Source organism: Mucilaginibacter sp. P25, assembly GCF_050859465.1.
GTDB lineage: Bacteria > Bacteroidota > Bacteroidia > Sphingobacteriales > Sphingobacteriaceae > Mucilaginibacter > Mucilaginibacter gossypii.
The window spans coordinates 6,727,171-6,746,509 of sequence record NZ_CP193937.1; the positions used below are offsets into that span (position 1 = coordinate 6,727,171).

At 48.1% G+C, this 19,339-nt stretch carries 30 protein-coding genes; 5 read left to right on the forward strand and 25 right to left on the reverse strand.

What is annotated here, in order from left to right:
• Positions 1-5 precede the first annotated feature (5 nt).
• The 5 genes from ACRQ5D_RS33910 to ACRQ5D_RS33930 form a co-directional block, all read right to left on the reverse strand.
• On the reverse strand, positions 6-1,652 hold the full coding sequence (locus ACRQ5D_RS33910) for an OB-fold nucleic acid binding domain-containing protein (protein WP_432328015.1): 1,647 nt from the start codon (positions 1,650-1,652) through the stop codon (positions 6-8).
• Entirely contained in the window at positions 1,597-3,216 is a 1,620-nt protein-coding gene (locus ACRQ5D_RS33915) for a PHP domain-containing protein (protein WP_432328017.1), read from the reverse strand. The genes ACRQ5D_RS33910 and ACRQ5D_RS33915 overlap by 56 nt, the downstream gene beginning before the upstream one ends.
• Positions 3,213-4,715, reverse strand: coding sequence for a Y-family DNA polymerase (locus tag ACRQ5D_RS33920; protein ID WP_432328019.1), 1,503 nt, complete (start codon positions 4,713-4,715; stop codon positions 3,213-3,215). Before ACRQ5D_RS33920 ends, ACRQ5D_RS33915 begins: the two co-directional genes overlap by 4 nt.
• Positions 4,708-5,001 (reverse strand): hypothetical protein, encoded by a 294-nt coding sequence (locus ACRQ5D_RS33925; RefSeq protein ID WP_432328021.1) that lies wholly within the window; start codon positions 4,999-5,001, stop codon positions 4,708-4,710. The genes ACRQ5D_RS33920 and ACRQ5D_RS33925 overlap by 8 nt, the downstream gene beginning before the upstream one ends.
• 137 nt (positions 5,002-5,138) lie before the next feature.
• The gene (locus tag ACRQ5D_RS33930; protein WP_432328023.1) at positions 5,139-5,429 is read right to left on the reverse strand and encodes a hypothetical protein; all 291 of its coding nucleotides are present in this window, start codon (positions 5,427-5,429) and stop codon (positions 5,139-5,141) included.
• Positions 5,430-5,519: 90 nt separating this feature from the next.
• Between ACRQ5D_RS33930 and ACRQ5D_RS33935 the strand changes: the two genes are divergently transcribed.
• Positions 5,520-5,786 carry a hypothetical protein gene (locus ACRQ5D_RS33935; protein WP_432328024.1) on the forward strand — a complete coding sequence of 89 codons (267 nt, stop codon included), beginning with the start codon at positions 5,520-5,522 and terminating at the stop codon, positions 5,784-5,786.
• Positions 5,787-5,889: 103 nt separating this feature from the next.
• On the opposite strand, the gene ACRQ5D_RS33940 is transcribed toward ACRQ5D_RS33935, so the two are convergent.
• The 4 genes from ACRQ5D_RS33940 to ACRQ5D_RS33955 all read right to left on the reverse strand — a co-directional run bounded on the left by ACRQ5D_RS33940 (position 5,890) and on the right by ACRQ5D_RS33955 (position 7,285).
• Entirely contained in the window at positions 5,890-6,330 is a 441-nt protein-coding gene (locus tag ACRQ5D_RS33940) for a hypothetical protein (RefSeq protein WP_432328025.1), read from the reverse strand.
• Positions 6,331-6,390: 60 nt separating this feature from the next.
• Positions 6,391-6,603 (reverse strand): hypothetical protein, encoded by a 213-nt coding sequence (locus ACRQ5D_RS33945; RefSeq protein ID WP_432328027.1) that lies wholly within the window; start codon positions 6,601-6,603, stop codon positions 6,391-6,393.
• Positions 6,603-6,971: a hypothetical protein gene (locus tag ACRQ5D_RS33950; protein ID WP_432328029.1), complete on the reverse strand. Its 369-nt coding sequence runs from the start codon at positions 6,969-6,971 to the stop codon at positions 6,603-6,605. The genes ACRQ5D_RS33945 and ACRQ5D_RS33950 overlap by 1 nt, the downstream gene beginning before the upstream one ends.
• 134 nt (positions 6,972-7,105) lie before the next feature.
• A complete protein-coding gene (locus tag ACRQ5D_RS33955; RefSeq protein WP_432328031.1) occupies positions 7,106-7,285 on the reverse strand; it encodes a histone H1 in 180 nt (59 codons plus the stop codon).
• 302 nt (positions 7,286-7,587) lie between these two features.
• Here ACRQ5D_RS33955 and ACRQ5D_RS33960 point away from each other — a divergent pair, with 302 nt between their 5' ends.
• Together ACRQ5D_RS33960 and ACRQ5D_RS33965 are read left to right on the forward strand one after the other, a co-directional pair.
• Complete coding sequence (locus ACRQ5D_RS33960) at positions 7,588-8,211, forward strand: hypothetical protein (protein WP_432328032.1); 624 nt, start codon at positions 7,588-7,590, stop codon at positions 8,209-8,211.
• Between the two features lie 68 nt (positions 8,212-8,279).
• Positions 8,280-8,504 (forward strand): hypothetical protein, encoded by a 225-nt coding sequence (locus ACRQ5D_RS33965; RefSeq protein ID WP_432328034.1) that lies wholly within the window; start codon positions 8,280-8,282, stop codon positions 8,502-8,504.
• A gap of 38 nt (positions 8,505-8,542) precedes the next feature.
• Here the strand turns inward: ACRQ5D_RS33965 and ACRQ5D_RS33970 are convergent, their stop codons facing one another.
• Positions 8,543-8,797, reverse strand: a complete 255-nt coding sequence (locus ACRQ5D_RS33970) for a helix-turn-helix domain-containing protein (RefSeq protein WP_432328036.1) — start codon at positions 8,795-8,797, stop codon at positions 8,543-8,545.
• 139 nt (positions 8,798-8,936) lie between these two features.
• On the opposite strand from ACRQ5D_RS33970, the gene ACRQ5D_RS33975 reads away from it, so the two are divergent.
• Positions 8,937-10,070 (forward strand): S1/P1 nuclease, encoded by a 1,134-nt coding sequence (locus ACRQ5D_RS33975; RefSeq protein WP_432328037.1) that lies wholly within the window; start codon positions 8,937-8,939, stop codon positions 10,068-10,070.
• Between the two features lie 27 nt (positions 10,071-10,097).
• Here ACRQ5D_RS33975 and ACRQ5D_RS33980 read toward each other — a convergent pair whose 3' ends face one another.
• On the reverse strand, positions 10,098-10,670 hold the full coding sequence (locus ACRQ5D_RS33980; protein ID WP_432329957.1) for a glycoside hydrolase domain-containing protein: 573 nt from the start codon (positions 10,668-10,670) through the stop codon (positions 10,098-10,100).
• On the opposite strand from ACRQ5D_RS33980, the gene ACRQ5D_RS33985 reads away from it, so the two are divergent.
• On the forward strand, positions 10,566-10,805 hold the full coding sequence (locus ACRQ5D_RS33985) for a hypothetical protein (RefSeq protein WP_432328039.1): 240 nt from the start codon (positions 10,566-10,568) through the stop codon (positions 10,803-10,805). The genes ACRQ5D_RS33980 and ACRQ5D_RS33985 overlap by 105 nt on opposite strands.
• Before the next feature lie 95 nt (positions 10,806-10,900).
• On the opposite strand, the gene ACRQ5D_RS33990 is transcribed toward ACRQ5D_RS33985, so the two are convergent.
• The 14 genes from ACRQ5D_RS33990 to ACRQ5D_RS34055 all read right to left on the reverse strand — a co-directional run bounded on the left by ACRQ5D_RS33990 (position 10,901) and on the right by ACRQ5D_RS34055 (position 19,329).
• Positions 10,901-11,680 carry a hypothetical protein gene (locus tag ACRQ5D_RS33990; protein WP_432328041.1) on the reverse strand — a complete coding sequence of 260 codons (780 nt, stop codon included), beginning with the start codon at positions 11,678-11,680 and terminating at the stop codon, positions 10,901-10,903.
• 25 nt (positions 11,681-11,705) lie between these two features.
• Positions 11,706-11,861: a hypothetical protein gene (locus tag ACRQ5D_RS33995; protein ID WP_432328044.1), complete on the reverse strand. Its 156-nt coding sequence runs from the start codon at positions 11,859-11,861 to the stop codon at positions 11,706-11,708.
• Positions 11,862-11,909: 48 nt separating this feature from the next.
• Positions 11,910-12,497, reverse strand: a complete 588-nt coding sequence (locus ACRQ5D_RS34000) for a hypothetical protein (RefSeq protein WP_432328046.1) — start codon at positions 12,495-12,497, stop codon at positions 11,910-11,912.
• 153 nt (positions 12,498-12,650) lie between these two features.
• Positions 12,651-12,884: a hypothetical protein gene (locus tag ACRQ5D_RS34005; protein WP_432328047.1), complete on the reverse strand. Its 234-nt coding sequence runs from the start codon at positions 12,882-12,884 to the stop codon at positions 12,651-12,653.
• A gap of 101 nt (positions 12,885-12,985) precedes the next feature.
• Positions 12,986-13,465 (reverse strand): hypothetical protein, encoded by a 480-nt coding sequence (locus ACRQ5D_RS34010; RefSeq protein WP_432328049.1) that lies wholly within the window; start codon positions 13,463-13,465, stop codon positions 12,986-12,988.
• 9 nt (positions 13,466-13,474) lie between these two features.
• Positions 13,475-14,083, reverse strand: coding sequence for a hypothetical protein (locus tag ACRQ5D_RS34015; protein ID WP_432328051.1), 609 nt, complete (start codon positions 14,081-14,083; stop codon positions 13,475-13,477).
• A complete protein-coding gene (locus ACRQ5D_RS34020; protein WP_432328052.1) occupies positions 14,083-14,424 on the reverse strand; it encodes a hypothetical protein in 342 nt (113 codons plus the stop codon). Before ACRQ5D_RS34020 ends, ACRQ5D_RS34015 begins: the two co-directional genes overlap by 1 nt.
• Complete coding sequence (locus tag ACRQ5D_RS34025) at positions 14,418-14,858, reverse strand: DUF4099 domain-containing protein (protein WP_432328055.1); 441 nt, start codon at positions 14,856-14,858, stop codon at positions 14,418-14,420. Before ACRQ5D_RS34025 ends, ACRQ5D_RS34020 begins: the two co-directional genes overlap by 7 nt.
• Positions 14,859-14,860: 2 nt before the next feature.
• Positions 14,861-16,456 carry a zincin-like metallopeptidase domain-containing protein gene (locus tag ACRQ5D_RS34030; protein WP_432328057.1) on the reverse strand — a complete coding sequence of 532 codons (1,596 nt, stop codon included), beginning with the start codon at positions 16,454-16,456 and terminating at the stop codon, positions 14,861-14,863.
• Complete coding sequence (locus ACRQ5D_RS34035) at positions 16,453-16,863, reverse strand: hypothetical protein (RefSeq protein WP_432328059.1); 411 nt, start codon at positions 16,861-16,863, stop codon at positions 16,453-16,455. Before ACRQ5D_RS34035 ends, ACRQ5D_RS34030 begins: the two co-directional genes overlap by 4 nt.
• Before the next feature lie 41 nt (positions 16,864-16,904).
• Complete coding sequence (locus ACRQ5D_RS34040; protein WP_432328061.1) at positions 16,905-17,315, reverse strand: hypothetical protein; 411 nt, start codon at positions 17,313-17,315, stop codon at positions 16,905-16,907.
• On the reverse strand, positions 17,312-18,115 hold the full coding sequence (locus tag ACRQ5D_RS34045) for a type IV secretory system conjugative DNA transfer family protein (protein WP_432328063.1): 804 nt from the start codon (positions 18,113-18,115) through the stop codon (positions 17,312-17,314). Before ACRQ5D_RS34045 ends, ACRQ5D_RS34040 begins: the two co-directional genes overlap by 4 nt.
• Entirely contained in the window at positions 18,093-18,995 is a 903-nt protein-coding gene (locus tag ACRQ5D_RS34050; protein ID WP_432328066.1) for a type IV secretory system conjugative DNA transfer family protein, read from the reverse strand. Before ACRQ5D_RS34050 ends, ACRQ5D_RS34045 begins: the two co-directional genes overlap by 23 nt.
• Positions 18,970-19,329 carry a hypothetical protein gene (locus ACRQ5D_RS34055; RefSeq protein WP_432328068.1) on the reverse strand — a complete coding sequence of 120 codons (360 nt, stop codon included), beginning with the start codon at positions 19,327-19,329 and terminating at the stop codon, positions 18,970-18,972. Before ACRQ5D_RS34055 ends, ACRQ5D_RS34050 begins: the two co-directional genes overlap by 26 nt.
• Between the last annotated feature and the right edge of the window lie 10 nt (positions 19,330-19,339).

Here is a 19,339-nt window from a genome sequence, read left to right on the forward strand (position 1 = left end):
TTTTCTTATTTAAAGTTTCTGCCTTTATGTAAATAATTTGCAGGTTCAGTATCGGCGGGCTTAAGTGGCTTTTCAATAGGGATGAACGGGCTTGCTTTTTCATCAGCCCTCGATAAGGTCAACACCGGTTGTTTTTCATTCCTGATAGCGGTCAGGTCGCCCAACAGCTTGGTGATATCGAAAATCCGCCTGACGATGATATGGGTTACTTCAGTACGTTCGACCACCCCTTCTACCATCAGCAGCCGCGCGTGCAGGATCTCTTTGCGATATTTATCAAAAAGTTTCGGGAATACAACCAAGTTTGCCGTACCTGTTTCATCTTCGAGCGTGATGAAGCAAACACCTTTCGCCGTACCAGGCCGCTGACGGATCAGGATCAAACCTGCAGTTTTAATTACTTTTTTATTTACTGCAGCGTTTGCTTGCCTGGCGGTGATAATGTGCAGTAATTCCAGCTTATCCCGGACAAAACTAAGGGGATGACCTTTGACTGATAATCCGGTTGTAGCGTAATCCTGTACAACATGCTCTGACTGACGCAAAAGGGGGAGATCTACCTGTGGCTCATAATTACTTTCTGAAGGCTGCCCTTCATAGATGGCTATCGGGCGGTCGTGCAAAGCGGAGACCTCCCAAAGGGCCTTTCTCCTATCCAAGCCCATCGAACGAAATGCATCAGCGTTAGCAAGTTTCTCCATGGTTGCGACAGTGACACCGGCGTCGCAAAGCTGATGTACTTCCGTATAATGTTTCAGGCGGCCCGCAACCAGCCTTTCCATTTCTTCCTCACGGATACCTTTGATCTGCCTGAAGCCGAGACGTAACTGGCAATAGCGCCCGCTTTTTTCTTCCAGTGTGTTGTTCCATTCTGAATGGTTAACATCAATCTCCAATATTTTCACTTCGTGTTCCTGCGCGTTGCGTACGATCTGCGCGGGCTGATAAAATCCCATAGGCTGACTATTTAACAGTGCAGCCGCGAAAACGTCCGGATAATAATGTTTAAGCCAGCAGGAAACATAGACCAGAAGAGCGAAACTTGCAGCGTGGCTTTCTGGGAAACCATAGCTGCCGAAACCTTCCAATTGCTTGAAAATGCGCTGTGCAAAGTCCTTGCTGTAACCACGGGAAGTCATGCCGTTGATCAGCTTGTGTTCAAATTTGGTGACCAACCCGTTGAATTTAAACGTTGCCATACTGCGCCTGAGCAGATCCGCTTCACCGGGTGTAAAACCAGCAGCTACAATGGCAAGCTCCATGGCCTGCTCCTGAAAAAGCGGAACACCAAGGGTACGTTCCAAAATCGATTTAATTTCATCGGAAGGATAATCGACCGCTTCCTCCCCATTTCTCCTTCGGATATAGGGATGTACCATATCTCCCTGAATGGGTCCTGGCCTGACAATAGCAACCTCAATCACCAGATCATAAAAGCAGGTTGGTTTCATTCTTGGCAGCATAGACATCTGCGCACGGCTTTCGATCTGAAATACTCCCAGTGTATCGGCTTCGGTGATCATCTCATAAACAGCAGGGTCGTCCTGAGGAATACTTGCGAGTGTACACAGCTTCCCGTAGTGACTTTCAATCAGGTCAAATGCTTTTCGGATACAGGTGAGCATGCCTAAAGCCAGGATGTCCACCTTCATGAACCCTAGCGCGTCGATATCGTCCTTGTTCCATTCTATGTCTCGTCCGGTTTACCATGCGGGCATGAAAGATGGGGCACAGGTCACTGAGTTTACCATCGGTGATCACAAAGCCCCCGGTATGCTGGCCTAACTGACGCGGAAATCCGATCATCTGGGAAGTCAGTTGCATCACTTTCAGGAGTAAGGGTTCCTTAGCATTGAGGCCAAACGACCTCAGCTGATCTGAATCCATATCTTCCTCGGAGAAATCGCCAAAAGCATCAGATAGTTTGCCGACCACATCTGAAGACAAACCCATCGCACGCCCAACATCTCGGACGGCACCTTTGAAATGCAGCATCGTCACCGTTGGAAGAATCGCAGCCCGGTCCCGTCCGAACCGTTCAAACACATACTGGATAACCTCTTCCCTACGTTCGTGCTCAAAATCAACATCTATATCAGGAGGCTCATTACGCTCCTTGGACAAAAACCGCGCAAAAAGCAGGTTGAATTTATCCGGAGCGACGGACGTAATACCGAGCACGAAACACACTGCCGAGTTAGCTGCAGATCCGCGCCCCTGGCATAGTATGCGCCTGCTCCTCGCCCAGCGGACATAATCTTCTACGGTTAGAAAATAATTCGCGGTCTCTGTTTCATGGATAATGTTCAATTCATCGAGCAGAGATGCGCGCACCTTCGCCGGTACACCGTCCGGATATACTTCCTCCGCTCCTCTCCAGGTCAGCCATTCCAATTGTTCCTGGGGAGTCCTGCCATCCGTAGTCAATTCATGCGGGTATTGATATTTTAAGGATCTGAGATCGAATGTGCAGGCGTCCGCGATCTTACGGGCGTTTGCTACGGCCTCCGGGTACTGGTTAAAGAGCCGGTAAATTTCGGCTGCGGGCTTAAGAAAACGTTCGGCATTCTGATGCAGCCGGTACCCGGCGTTAAATATGGTGCATTTCTCACGAACGCATGTGAGCACATCCTGCAGCTCGCGGCGTTCAGGAGAATGATAATGCACATCGTTTGTAGCTACAAGCGGCACGTTTAGCTCCGAAAGGAGGAAAAGACGTTTCAGGTCGTCGCCAAGATAAGATCGCGTCGCCGCCAGGTAAAGTTCTTTCAGGTTAGCCCGGTATTCCTGAACATGGGTTTTAAATACCAGTTCAAACTCGAAATCCTCCGTCAGTTTGCCGGGGGGAATGATGATGAAAATACTGCCTTCATTGTGCTCGTAAACATCTTTTTTGTAGATAAAACACTTTTCCTTTTCGGCCCTCAGGTTACCTTTGGTCAGCAAGGCCGAAATTCGGGAATAGGCATCCTTATCAGTCGGGTAAGCCAATAAAGAAGGGCCGTCGACAAGATCTAAACGTACACCGGGTATTAAGCGGATGTTCCTGTCCTTAGCGACCACGTAGGCTCTCACCAGGCCCGCAAAAGTATTGCGGTCCGTAATGCCGATGGCATCATAACCCAGATCGGCCGCCTGGTCGACAAGCTCTTCCGGGTGGCTGCCGCCGCGCCGGAAACTGAAATTGCTGGTTACCTGTAATTCTACGTAGCTCATGCGAAATAACCATGTAAGTACCACAACTGCGACTCTTTTGAATCATAATGGCCAGAACGGAACAGCCAATACCTTCCACCCTCTTCATCCTCGACCACATAATAATCACGGTGTTCACCTGGGTCCAGCCACCACTCCCGCTCGATCCGTTCCGGTCCGTCGGCAGCGACGATCACATGGCGTTTACCGCGGTACGTAAACATTTTGGGCGGATAATCGGGTGTCAAAGCCATCGCCTGGATCAGCTCGGGCTGTTCCAATAACTGGATAGGCCGTGGCCGGTCGTTCCACCATTCACCATCGATGCGGTTATCCTCGTGGTCGCCGGCGGCCGCGGCGCGCTCCGGCCAGTAATGTTCCGAAGGTTGGTAACGCCTGATGCCCTCATTACCGATACGCCCCATAATCCTGTCGATCAGTTCAGCGATCTCTTCGCTTTCCAGCCCCGGCTTTCCGGCCCAAAGGCCTGCCTGCTTATCATTGACAGCTTCCACAAGTGAGGCCTCCAGTACAAAAAGCTCTATTCCGAGTGCCGGTTCTATCAGATCAAACTTCAATGAGAAAAGTTTGAAAAGATGATCGGTGCGGTTGCTGGCCTGGCTGGTACCAATGGCTATTTGCCCCTTTTTACCGTCAATACGAAACCAGATCAGTTCTGATTGCCGCAAGCCCTTGCCTTCACCGTACAGGCGTTTGCAGAGTGTGTCCAATAATTTAAAAACCGCGATCTCGATAGCTTCACGGGTACGGACAGGTTCCAGGCATTCCAGCCGTTCACTATAAGGCACCGCTTCCTTCAGCGGAATGAGAAATTCTTCCTCCTGACCGAGCGCCTGTAAAAGCCGTAGTACCAGCTCTTTTTGAAAGCGCCTGCGGAGCACCGAATGAGGCATATGCACGAAACTGCTGATCTTATCCAGCCCCAGGTTCTCCAATTTCATTAACAGGTCCATTGGTAAGCGCAGCGCCGATGGAGGTAATGGCATTAAGGCATTACGGTGACCTCCTTCGGGAACGATCAGGCCTTTTTGCGCACAGCGGGCAACACCCCAGGCGCAACCGATTGTATCGGCAATCCCCGGGCGAACATCGTAGCCGATCGCCTTAAGCCTCCCGATCATATCTTTTAAAAATTCGCGCTCTCCTCCCCGGAGGTGGGCACAGCCGGTAATATCCATTAACAAACCGTCCGGCGGGTCCAGCATGATCAATGGCGTATAGCGCAGGCACCAGTCTGCCAAACCACCCAACAATTTCAGCTCCCTGCCTTTCTTATGGTCAAAGACGACCAGTTCAGGAGTGATCACCTTAGCATCTGCCAGGTTCATGCCCTCTTCAATTCCGAACTGCTGGGCAACTGCAGTCGCCGCTTTGATGATCAGCCGTCCGTGATCAGGCTCAGCAAAAACAAAAGGCTTTCCCCTGAGCTCCGGCTGGCGGACCGCTTTCCAATCCGTCAGCAAATAACGGAACCAAAGGGACAAAAAACGCTTAGGCATACCGGTTCAATTTTTCAGGTGCGGTAAACGGCGTCACTGTGCGGAACTGGTGCTGGCACCATTCCAGTGTCCAGGTACCAGGGGTTCCGTTCCTGATTTTTGTGAGCTCAACCTGCCAGCGGGGCAAACCCACGCCGGGCATTCCTGCCCTGAGCTGGCTCCGGACAGGCTGGACATGCCAGCGTGAAACGCAGGCTGTCGTATTTTCTTTTTTGACATCTTTCCGAAGCACAAAGCCCGTTACATGGCTTTGCTCTACCGCGAGCTGCAGGCGTCGGGATTCCATAAAACTCAGGCTATGCGTTTCGCAGACCACGGCCGCTACCCCCTGGCATTTGAGCGCCTCTTCCATCACCCATAACACATCTTTCTGCAAGGGCACATCGACAAAGATTACGCGGTCAGGGTTCAGTCCGAACCGTTTCAACGCAGGCGGATAGATCCGCCTCGTATAACTAACCCATACACAAATCCCCCTTTTTCCAGCAGTACACGGAGTATGCCTGCAATGATGCCACCGCATGCCGCCGTTTCCACGGGCCGGCCGCTGATGAATTCATGAATCGCCCCTGTCGGAAAAACCTTATTGGGGAATGCCGCTTCGAGCGGACCGAGGCCGAAATGAGCGCCCCCGGTTGCTGCGGGCTTAAAGCCTTCCCAGGCCAGGATATCCTGCCTGAGCTTGTTGATGATTGCCTGTTTCTCGCCTGCCATAACGTTTCAATTTGGGGACTACAAAATTATGCTAATATTTTTAGCAAATCACTATCCTTTTTTACAATTTTTTATCCACCTTTGTTTTTAATGAGAAGCAAGTTATTCGAAGAAAAGGTAGAAAGCGTCAAAACCGCCTCGGGACGCTGGGTTCAGCTTGTACCGGATGCCACAGGTGGTTACTGGCTTTATGAGCCTTTACCTGAAAGAAAATTGGGAAGATTGTTATTCGACCAGGAAGGTCACTGGATTTACGACGGGGATTTGCTGGATGTCGGCGAGCAGGAAGATGTTGCAGCGGTGGTCACCGGCTGTCGGCGGGAAATGGATGAATTATTAAAAAGCATTTTAGGGTAGTCGGACTTACATAGTTTCAAACATATCCCCCTTGTATCATTTTAAGCGAAGCAGTTGGAGCTGCGGCTAAACAAGCACGGGGCATTAAAATTTACTTTTGGCCTTATAAAAGATCAATTTTGCGCTGGTCTTCATCCGGGAACCTGACATGCTTTGATAGTTCCTTAATCATACTGCGCACGGATTCGGAACCTTCCGAACCATCGTTCAGGATATCCTCAACATCGGTATCGGCTTTAGGTCCATAAATGGCTACCTTCAATTCACGCTGGTTATTCAGCTCCTGCATCCTCTTATCCAGTTGCGATACAACCGAATAGTCAGGCGTTCCGCGCTCCAACAGGTCCCTGAAGTCGTTATAAGGTGCGAGCTTAACGATCATGACCTTTTGCATAACCTCTCCCCATTGTAAAAACTCACGAAGGTCGTAATGAGGGTTATTCTTTTGGGCCATGTATTGCACCATCGCAAGATATTGTTCAGGGCTCCCGTTCCACCTCGGTGTACGGCTCAGCATTCTTTTTATAAAAGATATAACTCCCATTGCATCTGTTTTGCTTTAAATTAAGTAATCCTCCTGACCCCGTTCATCCGACAGCAAAGTTTATCGGCTAAAGGCTGGCGACCAGGCAACCGCGGACCGCTCACCGGAAAATTGATAAATATCCTGGTACTCGTCAAACAGGCTGTCGTAACTAAAACCGGATCTGTCAAGCACTTTTCGTGCAGCGATGTTCTTGCGGTTAATCACCGCTGCGATATCTCCTACCTGCTGTCTTCGAAGTAAATTCAGGAATTCGGGCAGCAAAGAGGACATCACCTTTTTTTCGAATATTCGGTCTTGATACAGAACTCGATAAAATAAGGATATTGATGAAGTCGGTAATGTTCCCTAGCCATTTCCGGCGAAATAACATCTATAAAGCAGATGATACGTCCGTCACTTTTTTTACGGATAAAATGCAGGTAATTTCTCCCGCAATGCAGGTTCAAAAGGGCGTTTTTCAATAAGACATCAGCATCATCGATGGAATTGAGCCGCTTGAAAGGCAAATACTTAAGCGTCTGGTTATCTGAAAGCAAGGCATAAATATCAGTAACCATTGCCGGCCATTTCTGAAGGTCTTCAGCGCCGAAGGATTGAATAATCAGCGTTTCTTTTTCGAGGTGTACCGGCACTAACATAGGGCGAAAATAATTGTGATGGTATTTTGTTACAACTCAATAAGCATGAAATTCCTAAATTGTTTAAAGCATTTTCAAAAATAAAGGGTGCCGCATTTTCGCAGCACCCTTCCCAAAACAATCTACGTTGTTAATTATTTTTCCGCATTTTTCTTTTCAGTAACATCTTTGCGCAAATCAGTGGCTATCACTTTGATTTGTTGTAAAGCATTACGCAAACGTGTGCCTGCTGCTTTGTTGTTTTTTTCATAGAAAGCCTGTCCTTCTTTTTCGGCAGTTTCTACAAGTGCCTTTAGTTCTGCTAATTTTTCCATTTTATGATTTTAAGGGGGCCAAGATACTAATTAGACCACTAACCGGCAGGTAAAGCACGGACTTGTCATTGCTCACCAAATGCCGGATCGAAATTTGTACTTGACATTACTAATATTTTTAGTATAACTTTGTAGAATGCTTAGCTCCGAACGACAGCAGGTCTTTCATTATGGCTATACTGAAGACACCGGGATCTGACCGGGAGGAAATTTAAATTAATTTTCTGACCATGAACAAGGAATTTGAGATCATCAGGCAGGACGGCGACGATTTGATTACGTCGTGAGATGGCGGCATTATCATGCGGGTCGTTACCCCTGCACAACGGGCCACAAGGGAGCGCGCTGAAGGGGAACGTCCTACTTTCAGCGGGAACAGTGTCAGTGTGATCATCAGCGACCTCCAGCTTCCGGACACCTTATTTCCCGTAACCGTTATCTATGATTTCCTGATCCTGGATACTGACTGGATCAACCAGGCTTCCGCCGTCCCCCAGGTCAGGGAGGCGATTGAATATTATTGTACAATCCGGTTAAAGGCAAGAAGGGAGCAATTACAAATCCTGGACCTGTACAGCCTGGAAGCTCTTTTTGACGAATGCATAGGAGAACCCGCTGAAAAGGCGGAATATGATTTTAAATATTTTGAAGGGGGCGATCGAAAGGTGATCTACCTGCCGGACGGCAGTTTCAGGATGAAGATTGAAGAACGTGAGCTCGCTGATGGAGAAAGTGGCCCCATCCTGACGGCCACGCTGTTCCAGCCATTTGTGGATGCAGAACCGCTGCGTTTTCATTATGACGATTGGGAAATCAATGCACGGTATGTGTTTACGATACTGGAATGTGCGCAGGACATCAACGGCTTCATGAGGGCGGAGCCAATATACTTCGACGCGCTCGATTTCTTTTTGCGCAGGTGTTGAGAACCAATAATTACCAGCCTGCGTTACCATATCAATCCTATTTATTTAAAGAGGAATAAGCAATCCTGATGAACAATAATAACCATCTGAATTCCCTGTCCGATCAGGACAAGGCTTACCGGGAATCTCTTTCCCTAAGGGACCGGGCATTATACGATTATTACAACAGCAACCAGGCGGCTACAGGAAAAAAGCAGGGAGGATTTACATTGGAAAAACTCCTGGGCTCTGAACTTACAATAGCAAACTGTACACCCGAGTTCTGGGCCAAGATAGGGATACCGGATCTTTGATCGTTTCCGGTATCCGTTCATCACCCATAAATTCCGGCTTAAAAACCCTCGGAAAAGAACTCTTCGAGCGTAACATCAAGGGCGCTCAGGACCCTTAGCAGAGATTTGTAAGTAAGATTTTTACCCATCTCATAATTTCGGTATTGGGCCCTGGAAATATCGTTATTTAAAGCAAATCTCTCGTAATTGAGGTGACCGCCCTTCAACCTTAAATATTTCATCCGGTTTGCCAGCATCAGCAAACTGTCTTTATCCGGGTCCCCGGTCATTTCATTAAATTCGTTCAATTTCATCCGGCAAAGGATTCAAAAAAATGAAACTTTTCAACTGCATAAAAGCAGTATCATATAAAATACGCTGGCTATCAATCCATAAAACTTAAAATCGTTACGGATTATTTTAAGTTAACATACAAGGCTTATTTTCGGCTCTATGAAAAAGAGTATTCTGGGATTGATATCAGCCGTTGTGATCGTTACAATGGCCTCATGGGGATATATCGGCCACCAGGCCGTAGGTATTATCGCTGAGAACCACCTGACGCCTGAAGCAAGGCAGGCGGTACAACTTTTACTAAGTGGCCGATCGCTCGGCGACATTGCGAGCTGGGCGGATGAGGTCCGGGATGCAAAGACGTTCCCGGAGCATTTTATCAATGCCCCTCTTGGTTTAAGCTATGAACAGCTGATTACCGAGGTCAAAAACCAGCCGCAGGACAACGTGTATAAAGCCATACAGGCCAATGAAGCGATTCTGAAAAACCCTGCGTCCGGTAAACAGGAGAAAGAGAATGCATTGAAATTTATTGTGCATTTCGTGGGGGATCTGCATCAGCCGATGCACGTTTCAAGGAAGGAAGATCAGGGCGGAAACACGATCCAACTGCAATTTGAGGACAAAGGAACCAATATGCATGCGCTGTGGGACAGCCGGATGATTGATAAGCAGGGATTGAAGGCGGAAGAGATTGCGGCACAGTTTGACAAGGCGACTGCTGAGCAAGTCAAACAATGGCAGGCCGAAAGCCTGATGGTGTGGATCTGGGAAAGTTACCAGATCAGTTCGAAATTATACCCGGAAAGCATGCCGGGCAGTAAACTGGAAGAAGATTATTATCGTTCGCACATCGCTATTATCGACGAACGTATTGAGAAAGCCGGCATCAGGCTGGCCGGCCTGTTGAACGAACTGTTCAGCAAGGATTATGTTGCTGCTTTAAGTCAAAGTATTCCGCCGCCTGTAATAAAGAGCGAACCGGGATCAAAGGCTTACCCTCCCGTTAAGCTGGATGAGGTCAGCAAGCATATCGGAGAGGAGGTCAATGTCATTGCAACCGTAGCAGATTATAAGGAGCTGGGAGAAATATTACTGGTCAACCTGGGCGCGGCATATCCTAACCAGCAGCTTACGCTTCTGTTCAGGGGTGAAGCCAAAGCTTTTGGTGAAAAGATCAAAGAAAAAGGTACGAGGCTCATTGTATTGGGCAAACTGATTGACTTCAAGGGGAAGCCTGAGATTGAGGTCAAAGAAGCCGGACAATTGTTAATGCCTCCGCCAGGACATTAACCGCATAAAACCATTGTCCTCCGCTTGTTACACAACAGGCGGAGGAATCGGCACCGGATTAAATGGCGTTAGCGTTAGCCATTGCACTTTTCCGCCAAGGTTATCATCCCTGGTTTCATCAGGATCGATCCAAAACCCATCGATGAGTTTCTGCGTTTTTTGCAGTAGCTGATATCCTCTCACAGCGACGTCGGGGCCGTTGTAGGCGCGCCAGTAATGCTGGAATTTAAGCTTTTGGTACAGTTGAATGGAGGATAACTGGGTGCCGAAACCGCAATAGATGCCCGGCTCATATCCAGCATTTTTTACTTCTTCGTACCAGGTATTACAATAATCGATGATCGCCTGATCTCCTCTGGATCCTGATACTTCTTCCAGATCAAGCCAGATCATTACTCCGGGCGGTAAACCAACTATTTCCTGCGCGTATTCGGCGGCGTAAGCCCCATAGGCCTTACCCAGATCAGCGCTTGCAACCCATCCTGGATTGTCCACATGCTGTACGACCATCAGTGCCAGGCCTGCATTCAAAATGTCCAGCGCTTCCTGGTGGGTGATGTTGCCTTTGATCAGGCTGGCTTTTCGCGGGATGTAGCGGATACAGAAATCGTAACCGGCGTTTTTAATGTTGTTGGCATGAATTGCGGAAAGCTGCGAATTAACATCGAACCCTTTTTTCCGGCGGGTGCTTTCTCGATGATTCCCGGAAGTATTGATACTGGCATATTATGCTGAGTTTAGGTAAATGGCAAAATGACCATCTCAATTTACGATGATTTTCAATGAGATACAAAATATTCTAACCTATATTATTACCACGGCGAGCGTTTTTACCGCATGCGCCTAACTCCATTTGTTCGATCATTCTCATCCGGCATTTTATTTTCGGCATCACCCGCAGATAAATAAGCTTTCACTGGTATGACCTGGGCAACGAGCTTCTCCCGTATCGGGTTCGCCGCAAGCAGCGACAGGTCATTAAGGCCACATTCCCATCCAACGGCGACCGGGTCGAGGGTTAATTCATTGGGGATTTTGATGATGACCATATTGTCCTGAACCTCCGGTGAAGCAGGGTCTCCTTTGTAAAGTCGATGATCCTTTTTGTCGTAAAAGGCCAGGTAGGCACCCCCTTCCGGAGACAATTCCATTTCGCGGATCCGGAGGCTGTTCCACGGCTTTGCTGTTTCACGCAATTCCTTTAATCGCCAGTCGATGGTAAAGTCTTCGCCGGCAAGGTCGATATGAGGAAGAAAGCCGGCCAGCCTCCGAAGTGTTAACACATCTGCGGATAGCGGCTGTCCCGGTATTTCGCGCGGCCACCCATTGTGTTCATCGATCAGTTTCATTACAAAACCACGTGCGATAAAGGTGTCCGCGGACCCATTGAGCCATTCTTTATGAGGAAATGCAACATTAAGAAAATACTGCATATCATATACAGCCGTATCGTCCCAGGTCTCAAACTCCGCTTTTGCCGCATCGAAATTCTTATTTTCCGCCATGGTGAGAACGATGTCTGTCGGCAACAGGTCACCATGGATCCCTTGGAGCTCAGCCACGGTAATGTTGCTTGTGGTCCTGAAAAGGATGTCTTCGGGCTGTTCCATAATTTGTAAAGTTTTAAATGTCTGGTCAGATACTTTGTTTCCTTCCTGGCACTGTTTCGATACCGCCTGCCCGTATTACCTGAAGGTTCCGTTCGATGATCTCCGGCAGATCAGTATATTTTAGCTCCGAGAACTCGGCTTTAAGCGACTTCCTTACCGGGTTTCCATTCAACAGGGCCAACTCATCAAATCCGCGGTCCAGCGCTGCTGCCAGCGGATCAAGTTTGAGTTAGTGCGGGATCCGCAGTAGCATAACATTCTCCGGCAGCACGGTAATATCCCCTGGAATCGTAACCAAAGCCTTATCTTTCATATGATAGAACCCCATGTAGCCGTCGTTAAACCGTGTTGCTTCCATTTGACGGATGTCAATCTTGTTTGCAGGGTTAGCTGCTTCCCTCATTTCGCGGAGTTTCCAGTCGACAATAAAATCATGGCCATCGATGTCGATACGCGGCAGCACACCGGCAAGCCGTCTCAGCGTCTTTACGTCCTCTTCGTCATCCTCTTCCACTGCCCATTCATCGCGGACGTTCCTGTCGCGGATCAGCTTCATCAGGTAACAATGGGCGATGTAAAGCGGCCTTTCTTCTTTTGCCCATTCGGAATGAACAAACCTTGTGATCAGGTACATGTCTGATTCTTTAACGAAATCATCGTCCCAACGGTCAAACACTGCTTTTGCCGCCTCAAAGTTCTTGTGTTCAGCAAGTTTGAAGTAGAGTTCCCAGGGGTTGATCTTACCATATCGAAGGACTACATCCATAGGCGAAATATGGCTTTCCGATTTGAAGAAAGCATGCTCGGGTTTTTCCATAAGTCTCAGAATTGATAAAAAAGAAAGGAGCCGGGTATTAAATAAAAATCCCCAAAGCGCTCGCCGCCGGGGATTTTAACCTAAACCTTATCACAGGTGCAATCAGTCCTGCACCAATGGACATTGTAATATAATATATTTCTGCCGTAATTCCTAAAAGGGATAGCGCCCGCGTCCCCTTGAACGCATGTAATTTTCGAAAGCGCGTTCCCTGAATTTTCTGGCGGCTTCCTTTTTCATGCGGTTGTTGTATCCCCATAGGAATAACCCCCAGATCCCGAAGCCGACCGCGTAAAGCGGAAATGGATTTTTCGCACCGAGAGCGCCCCAGAACGCGAACGTTGAGATACAGGATGTTACAATAAAATAAAAAATAATCTTCATCATATTCAACCCTTAAAAGTACTAAATTCTTTAGTAAGCATCAAGAAAACAGGCACATAAAACCAGAAAAGAAACTAACATTTGGCAAAAGAAATCGTGGAAAACTATCGTTTAAAGCCTCTTTGGGGTTGATTTATCTGGCGATCTTCCGATAATTTCAACCTTTTTTGGTCCAGGATATATTGCAATGTTTGGAGATGCGTCGCAAATTTTAAATTGCCGTAAGTGTAAGCTTTCAGTTCCTGATTATAGGCTGGCAACCGCATTTCGGCTTCATCAAGTACCAGCACGTCCAGTTGCCCATCTGTAAAAACAGCTTCGCCATAACTGTATCGGTTCGAAAAGCGCAATAGAAAATCAACCCGGAAATGCTCGGCAACGTCCTTCAGCGCATTAATACCTGAATTCCCGTCACTCTCAAATACCACCCTGCCGTCGTTCAAAAATCCAAAATTCCTGAAATCGCCATAGCCTGATAACCCGTCGCTATGATTATAGATGATCTCCTTAAAAAATGCGAGAACCTCCAGTATATTTTCTTCGTTACCACCGAAAGACACCTTATTTCCATACCAATCATTCATTTTTCAGTATTATAGTTCATGAGGAAAGTAGCTCGCGATTAATTGATCCAGGTAAGAGTTATATGCTTTGGATTTCGATGTCCGGCAAGCAGTTCTTATTCCGAAAGATTTCTGGAAAGCGTTCAATGACAAACGTTCCTCCTCAAAACGAAAGGCCCTTTCCCCCAATCTGATTTCGATGGTTTCGCGGCCGATAATGACAAGCCTTGGAAAATGTCGATTCAAAGCGGCCGCGACAAAAATATCAGTTGCGAGACCCAGGACATCCCTTCCGAAAACGAGGATAAATTTTCGTTTGGGAAACAATGCCGTAAGCTCCTGAAAATTGATTAGATCAGGTCGGTTACCCAGTGCAATAAAAGCATAATGTTCCATATCCGGGTAGCCATGCAGGTTAAAAAACGACCATGCTATCGCTTCCATAACAGAACAGGTAACGACGACCTTCCTGGAAACAGGCGAGACGCGTAAGTAGTATGTGTGTGCGGATGGTACAAAATGAAAACCTGCATCAAAAGTTTCAATTCCTGAACCATAATCAAATTGCAGTTGATTTTCAATGCCGAAAAAAGATTGAATTTCGCTTGGAATGCCCAAACCATTCAACAGCCTGTTCATTACCTGAAATACCTTTGCTTCGCGCCGAAACGAATATGGCTGTTGTTCATTACTGGATTATCGGCCTGCAGTTGTTCTAATGCCTGGTGATAACCCGGACTTAATTCCGCCGAATCTATGGGATCATGTTTCCTGTTAAACAGCGCGTTCAACCCTTTATATAAAACATAGGACATTCCGCCATCCATGAGAATGGAAGCGATCAGCGCCAGTTTATTGGCCCGGATCCCGTGCTTATCAACTGCAGAGTAGCTGAATTTGGTGCGGTCATCAATCTCCACTTCCTTGCCTTTTCGGTAACGTTCTTTTTGTGCCGGCGTTAGGTACTCGCTGTTCACCATATCCGGAGCAAGGATCCTGTCGGTATCCGAAACGATGAATTCCCGTGTTTCCGGGTCATATTCGACCAGCATTTCCTTTTTCCGCCTTTACCGTCATCCACGATCTTCTGCAGATTGGCTACCTCACCTTTTTCGAGCTGGGCAGCTTCATCATTGTCGAGGAAATCCGGTGTCGGGGGTCTATGGTAAACAGGATGGATCAGCAATTCGGCTTTGCCGTTACCGGCGGTCCGTAGCGAAACTTTAGCGTCGAGCGCTTTAATGGCTATTTTATCGTTCTTGAGGTTTTCCAGCTGGAGCAGCGAGGTTCGGTGCCCCGTCAGCAAAGCACGCAGGTCAACTTCTTCTAAAAGGAGCCGGCCATCTGCGGCCAGCCCCATAGTTTCGAGGTCCTTCATAGGGAGCTCGGATTCTTTAAATCTCACCAGGTCCATACTTACCTCCCTATTTTAGCACCTTGTTCCTGTTCCTGCGATTCCGAAGCATCCAAATCAATTTGCTTCGGTGCGTATTTCACCTCCAGCAATGAGTTGTAAATGCCGTCAGTTGGTTTAAATACATTTTTCGATCCCTGCTGATCTTCAACTTTAATGTTACTGTTCTTATGCACTTCAAGGACTTTATAGATCATGTCGTTATAGCCTATTTCGTCGCCCTTTTTGAATTCTTTCTTTTCCTCCGGACCCGGTGCCTGCTCCTGTTCGCGGGTCCTGTTCACGCCTAACACCTTGTCGCTGATCCTTTGTGCATCGTTGGCGATCCTGAACATCTCGAATGGTTCATCCTTGAGCATTTTCGCCCAGGTACCGGCGTAGGCGGCATGGTGCGGGAAGTTGTGGCCGATCTCCAGTTCCGCGCCGATCATGGCAGCGCCAATCGCTGCTCTTATTTCTTCCTTAGCGTAGGCAAGCGATCCGAAGTTCCCCTCCATTGGCCGGTCCAGGCGGCTTTCGTGACCTGACCAATGTGCAAGTTGATGAACTGCCGCCCGGGCATAGGCCGTTTCATTTTCAAACTGATCTTTTTCCGGCAAGTGGATCTCATCTTTTACCTTATCATAAAAAGCTTCCTGGCCACCATGCACAACCACGGCTTTACGTTCCGCGATCAATTTCTCCACTTTCTCAACCGGCGACAAATCTGTTTCCGGTTTATTTTTTTCAAGAAACTCCTCCAGCGGCGGGATTCTGTTGATCTGTTCGGCATTGAACAGGAAGAAGGTAGCATTGCGGGGTTTTTCATATTCCACTACCCGAACCTGTGTCTTACCTTCCTCATCCAGCATTTTGCCTCCGGTATGATCGCGGATTGCCTGGATATCGTTGTCTTTCAGGAAGCTGATCATGGTCGCCTTGGACCCGGCTTTTACAACATAACCGGTGAAGCTGGCCTCTTTTGCAGAAAGCCAACGCGGGTCGTCGTGGCCGCGCATGGCCAGGTTAACGGCATTCAGGGCGCTGTAGCCTTTTCCTGAATTGGCGTTAACAGGCAACACAAATGCCGGATTGCCATTGTCTTTAACAGGTTTCTGAAGAAAAGACGTGCCGTTCTTCAGATCAGAAGCGAGCTTGTTGGCTACAAGCTCAGGTAAGGATTTAAAATTGTTTGCCATAGTTTTATTGATTAATATTTGATAAAGAAATTTGAGGGGGTCAATGCTGTGGCCGTTCAGCCGAATGGAGAAATGAAGGTGTTCACCTGTAACCCGTCCGGTCGCTCCGGTAACCGCTATCGGTTGGCCTGCCGTAACCGTATCATCGGCCATTACCAGCATTTTGCTGAGGTGACCGTAGGTTGAATAGATTCCGCCATGATCGATTCGGAGATAGTAACCGATCGTTGAATTGTAGCCGCCTTTGCAGACCCGGCCATCCATGACCGCATATACTGTGTCTCGGCGGGCGCGTAAGTCAATTCCGGCGTGGAATGCACATTTTCCGGACAACGGATGGATACGGTAACCATATCCGGAAGTGATACGCAGGTGTTTCAGGGGCAGGCAGATGAGGGCGCAGAGCCAAATCGGCCTCACCGGCCTAAAGCTTGTGACTGTTTGTGAGACACGCTATCACCCAGGCTCACCAGGCTGCCTTCCCAAACTGTCGGATTATCCCTGGCAATTTCCAATGCCTGCCAGTGGTCCTGTCCCCTGCCCATATCCTGCAGGTTACTGATCTTAAACAGGGTTTTGAAATCGTGCAGGTCAAGGCTGCTGGCATTTTTCATCAGGTCAGGGAACAATTTATCCCTTTCCTTCAGGCGTAGCAGTTCATCCGCCTGGTAGCGCCCCTCCTGTCCGCCTTCAAAGCTCAGGTAGACCTGCTCTTTAAGCGTGTCCACATAGGTAATGATGCCGATCTTTCCCTGCCGTTCTGCCGGGTCATTTTCGAGACCAGGGCGCACGAGTGCGAGCGTGCCTAATAATTCATTGTTCATCATGTCATACCTTTCGTTTTTTGATGTTGATATTATGATCAGTTTTAGCGGCCAACCTGACGCACTTCAGCGTTTCTGAGTTTATTCTCAAGCGATATCATGCTGCCGTGCAGGGATTCGGGGTTTTCACGGACCATCTCCATAGCCTTCAGCAGCTGCGGTTCTTTTCCGTAATCAAGCAGGAGCGCAATGTTTTTAAGGTCCTTAAACTGTTCAGCGGAGAGCTGACCTGCATTTTGCTTCAGTTGCTCGTAGATATCGTTGGAAGGACGAAATACAAGCAGGCTGTCGCTGCCGTAAAAACCATATTTCTGGTCCTCGAATTTCACACGGATGAGGTCATCAGCAATATCGGCTTCAGTTATTGTTCCTATTTCACCATTCTTTTCAGCAGGATCATCCCACAGGACCGGATGCACCAACACACGCTGGCCAATTAATTCTTCGTTGTTCAAGTTTGTTTAGATTTGAAGGTGCCTTTGATTATACCTGAAGGGGAGATTGACGGAGATTTGAATTTGAGTACAATCTCCTGGACCTCCTGGGTAATACGGAAAAAATTCTGTGTGAGCGTGGCTTCCTTAGCTTCCCCAAAATCATAATACTGCGGCAATGGTTTATATTCCCGCTCCTCCCTGGCGATTTGTTTCATGTCGAGGTTTACCCGGCAATGGATGGCTGAGGTTGTATATTTACCGGTAAATTTCTCTTCAGCGTCAGCGGCGATGATCCCGACGAGCTCACCCGTATTGAGAGATGCTATTTTTCCAGCAGGAATGAGTTCTTCCAGTTTTTCATTTAGTGAGGTCGATGTTTTATTGCGATCAATGGACAGACTTTCTCCGATCTGCTTGGATTTGCCGAACAGCCGTTCCAGCCAGTCCAGTGTTTCCTTGTTGCGCACCGACCCTGCAAGCACATTCCCCACTACCGCAGTGATCGTCGCTGCCGTATCCTTGCCGTATTGCTGAGAAAACTGCGGCAACTCCTGCAGGCCCAGCAATACAGCGACCTTGTTGCTTCTGGCAGTAGCGATCAAGTTCTCGACTTTGTGAACAAACAGTGTCGGGACCTCATCCACAATGAGGGCTGAAGGCAGGTTTCCTTTGGTATTGATCAGCTTGGTAAGCCTGTTGATCACGATCGAATAGCAGGCCGAATTGATATTTTGGGTGTTGGGGTCATTGGCCAGGACGAGTATGCCAGGGTTTTCCTTTGACGAGATCTTTAGATTAAAATCGTCCCCTGAAAACACCCAAAATGTTTCCTTCTGTCGCCAAACGGCTGATGAAAATCTTCAGTGTACCGATCTGGCCTTCCAGCTGATCGAATGCCTTTGCATTGTAGGCTGTCATAAAGGGTGACATCATTGATTTTAGTTCCGGCTCAGAAGTCAAGGCGTTGAAGATCTCCTCGTAGGAGCGGTTGAGCAGCGCGAGTACGTGCGGCAGGCTTGAATATTTACCACCATCATGTTTGCTCATGAAGTAGATACATGATGCCAGGAAGTTGATTGCCGACTGCGTGAAGAACTGATCGCTGCCACCCGAACTATCGCCTTTTTTGAGTGCCAGAACCAGTGCCTCTGCCGTTTCAGCGGCATCTGCAAGGGTGTTGATATAATCTGACCGCCATGGGTTGATGCGCCTGCTCTTTTCTATGTCATCGAGGTTGATCACATGAAAGCGGAAATCTTGCATCTTTCCGCGCTGCTTCGCCAACAGATAATGGTAGTAAGCGATCCTGCCAAGGTCAGGAAACTTGAAATCATACACGCATACCGCGAAATTTTTGTCGCCGATCAGCTGGCGTATAAAGGGGTTAACGATACTGAAGGATTTTCCACTTCCTGGTGTCCCGATCAGGATGGTGCCTCTGAAAACATTGGAAAGGTTGATCCATCCCCGCCAGATACGCTTATCGTGGTAGAACAGCATCGGGATATTGACCGAGTAGGGTGTTCCCTCCAGTTTCACCGGCTGCATAAAGCTTTCGGCCTCAACATTCCATTTGTCCTTCCCCAAACCGGTCCTGATCATTTTGGAAATATTGTCCATCGCCAGGCTGATCATGAGTGCCCCGGCAAGCGAGCAGACCAGGTAAAGCAGGTTAAACCCGGTGGTAAAGGGCAGCAAAGGCGGAGAAGCCCGCCCCATATAAACCATACAGCCAAAAAAAGCAGCAAGCCAAGCGCCAGCGGGTAAACAATGTGCTTTTTCGGATCGAGTTCTCTTTCTTTTTTGCCAGCGTCCCGATACTGACGAGGCAGATCAGGAACATCGTGGCCAGCTTGCTGTAAATAAGTTTGTGATAAATTGCGAGTACAGCAAGCCGGTGAAGCGGCAAAGCAAAAACGCCCCAGAACGGGGCGTCGATATAAACAAACACTGCTGCTTCCAAAAGTACCGAGAGGTATATACCACATCGGAGGAAGCCATGCAGCTTCTGCTGTTCATGGGTCTCTTCCATAGAATAATAA

What these genes read in the sequence shown, in the direction of transcription:
- ACRQ5D_RS33935 (WP_432328024.1), top strand. Translation starts at nt 5,520, where the DNA reads ATGAGAAGCAAGTTATTCGAAGAAAAGGTAGAAAGCGTCAAAACCGCC.
- ACRQ5D_RS33985 (WP_432328039.1), top strand. Translation starts at nt 10,566, where the DNA reads ATGCTGTACGACCATCAGTGCCAGGCCTGCATTCAAAATGTCCAGCGC.
- ACRQ5D_RS34035 (WP_432328059.1), bottom strand. Translation starts at nt 16,863, where the DNA reads ATGATGAACAATGAATTATTAGGCACGCTCGCACTCGTGCGCCCTGGT.
- ACRQ5D_RS33960 (WP_432328032.1), top strand. Translation starts at nt 7,588, where the DNA reads ATGCGGGTCGTTACCCCTGCACAACGGGCCACAAGGGAGCGCGCTGAA.
- ACRQ5D_RS33945 (WP_432328027.1), bottom strand. Translation starts at nt 6,603, where the DNA reads ATGTCCTCTTTGCTGCCCGAATTCCTGAATTTACTTCGAAGACAGCAG.
- ACRQ5D_RS33930 (WP_432328023.1), bottom strand. Translation starts at nt 5,429, where the DNA reads ATGGCAGGCGAGAAACAGGCAATCATCAACAAGCTCAGGCAGGATATC.
- ACRQ5D_RS33925 (WP_432328021.1), bottom strand. Translation starts at nt 5,001, where the DNA reads ATGGAATCCCGACGCCTGCAGCTCGCGGTAGAGCAAAGCCATGTAACG.
- ACRQ5D_RS33950 (WP_432328029.1), bottom strand. Translation starts at nt 6,971, where the DNA reads ATGTTAGTGCCGGTACACCTCGAAAAAGAAACGCTGATTATTCAATCC.
- ACRQ5D_RS33920 (WP_432328019.1), bottom strand. Translation starts at nt 4,715, where the DNA reads ATGCCTAAGCGTTTTTTGTCCCTTTGGTTCCGTTATTTGCTGACGGAT.
- ACRQ5D_RS34005 (WP_432328047.1), bottom strand. Translation starts at nt 12,884, where the DNA reads ATGATGAAGATTATTTTTTATTTTATTGTAACATCCTGTATCTCAACG.
- ACRQ5D_RS33990 (WP_432328041.1), bottom strand. Translation starts at nt 11,680, where the DNA reads ATGGAACAGCCCGAAGACATCCTTTTCAGGACCACAAGCAACATTACC.
- ACRQ5D_RS33910 (WP_432328015.1), bottom strand. Translation starts at nt 1,652, where the DNA reads ATGAAGGTGGACATCCTGGCTTTAGGCATGCTCACCTGTATCCGAAAA.
- ACRQ5D_RS33940 (WP_432328025.1), bottom strand. Translation starts at nt 6,330, where the DNA reads ATGGGAGTTATATCTTTTATAAAAAGAATGCTGAGCCGTACACCGAGG.
- ACRQ5D_RS34020 (WP_432328052.1), bottom strand. Translation starts at nt 14,424, where the DNA reads ATGGTGAACAGCGAGTACCTAACGCCGGCACAAAAAGAACGTTACCGA.
- ACRQ5D_RS34015 (WP_432328051.1), bottom strand. Translation starts at nt 14,083, where the DNA reads ATGAACAGGCTGTTGAATGGTTTGGGCATTCCAAGCGAAATTCAATCT.
- ACRQ5D_RS33975 (WP_432328037.1), top strand. Translation starts at nt 8,937, where the DNA reads ATGAAAAAGAGTATTCTGGGATTGATATCAGCCGTTGTGATCGTTACA.
- ACRQ5D_RS34000 (WP_432328046.1), bottom strand. Translation starts at nt 12,497, where the DNA reads ATGGAAAAACCCGAGCATGCTTTCTTCAAATCGGAAAGCCATATTTCG.
- ACRQ5D_RS33970 (WP_432328036.1), bottom strand. Translation starts at nt 8,797, where the DNA reads ATGAAATTGAACGAATTTAATGAAATGACCGGGGACCCGGATAAAGAC.
- ACRQ5D_RS34025 (WP_432328055.1), bottom strand. Translation starts at nt 14,858, where the DNA reads ATGGACCTGGTGAGATTTAAAGAATCCGAGCTCCCTATGAAGGACCTC.
- ACRQ5D_RS34010 (WP_432328049.1), bottom strand. Translation starts at nt 13,465, where the DNA reads ATGAATGATTGGTATGGAAATAAGGTGTCTTTCGGTGGTAACGAAGAA.
- ACRQ5D_RS33955 (WP_432328031.1), bottom strand. Translation starts at nt 7,285, where the DNA reads ATGGAAAAATTAGCAGAACTAAAGGCACTTGTAGAAACTGCCGAAAAA.
- ACRQ5D_RS33965 (WP_432328034.1), top strand. Translation starts at nt 8,280, where the DNA reads ATGAACAATAATAACCATCTGAATTCCCTGTCCGATCAGGACAAGGCT.
- ACRQ5D_RS34055 (WP_432328068.1), bottom strand. Translation starts at nt 19,329, where the DNA reads ATGGAAGAGACCCATGAACAGCAGAAGCTGCATGGCTTCCTCCGATGT.
- ACRQ5D_RS33915 (WP_432328017.1), bottom strand. Translation starts at nt 3,216, where the DNA reads ATGAGCTACGTAGAATTACAGGTAACCAGCAATTTCAGTTTCCGGCGC.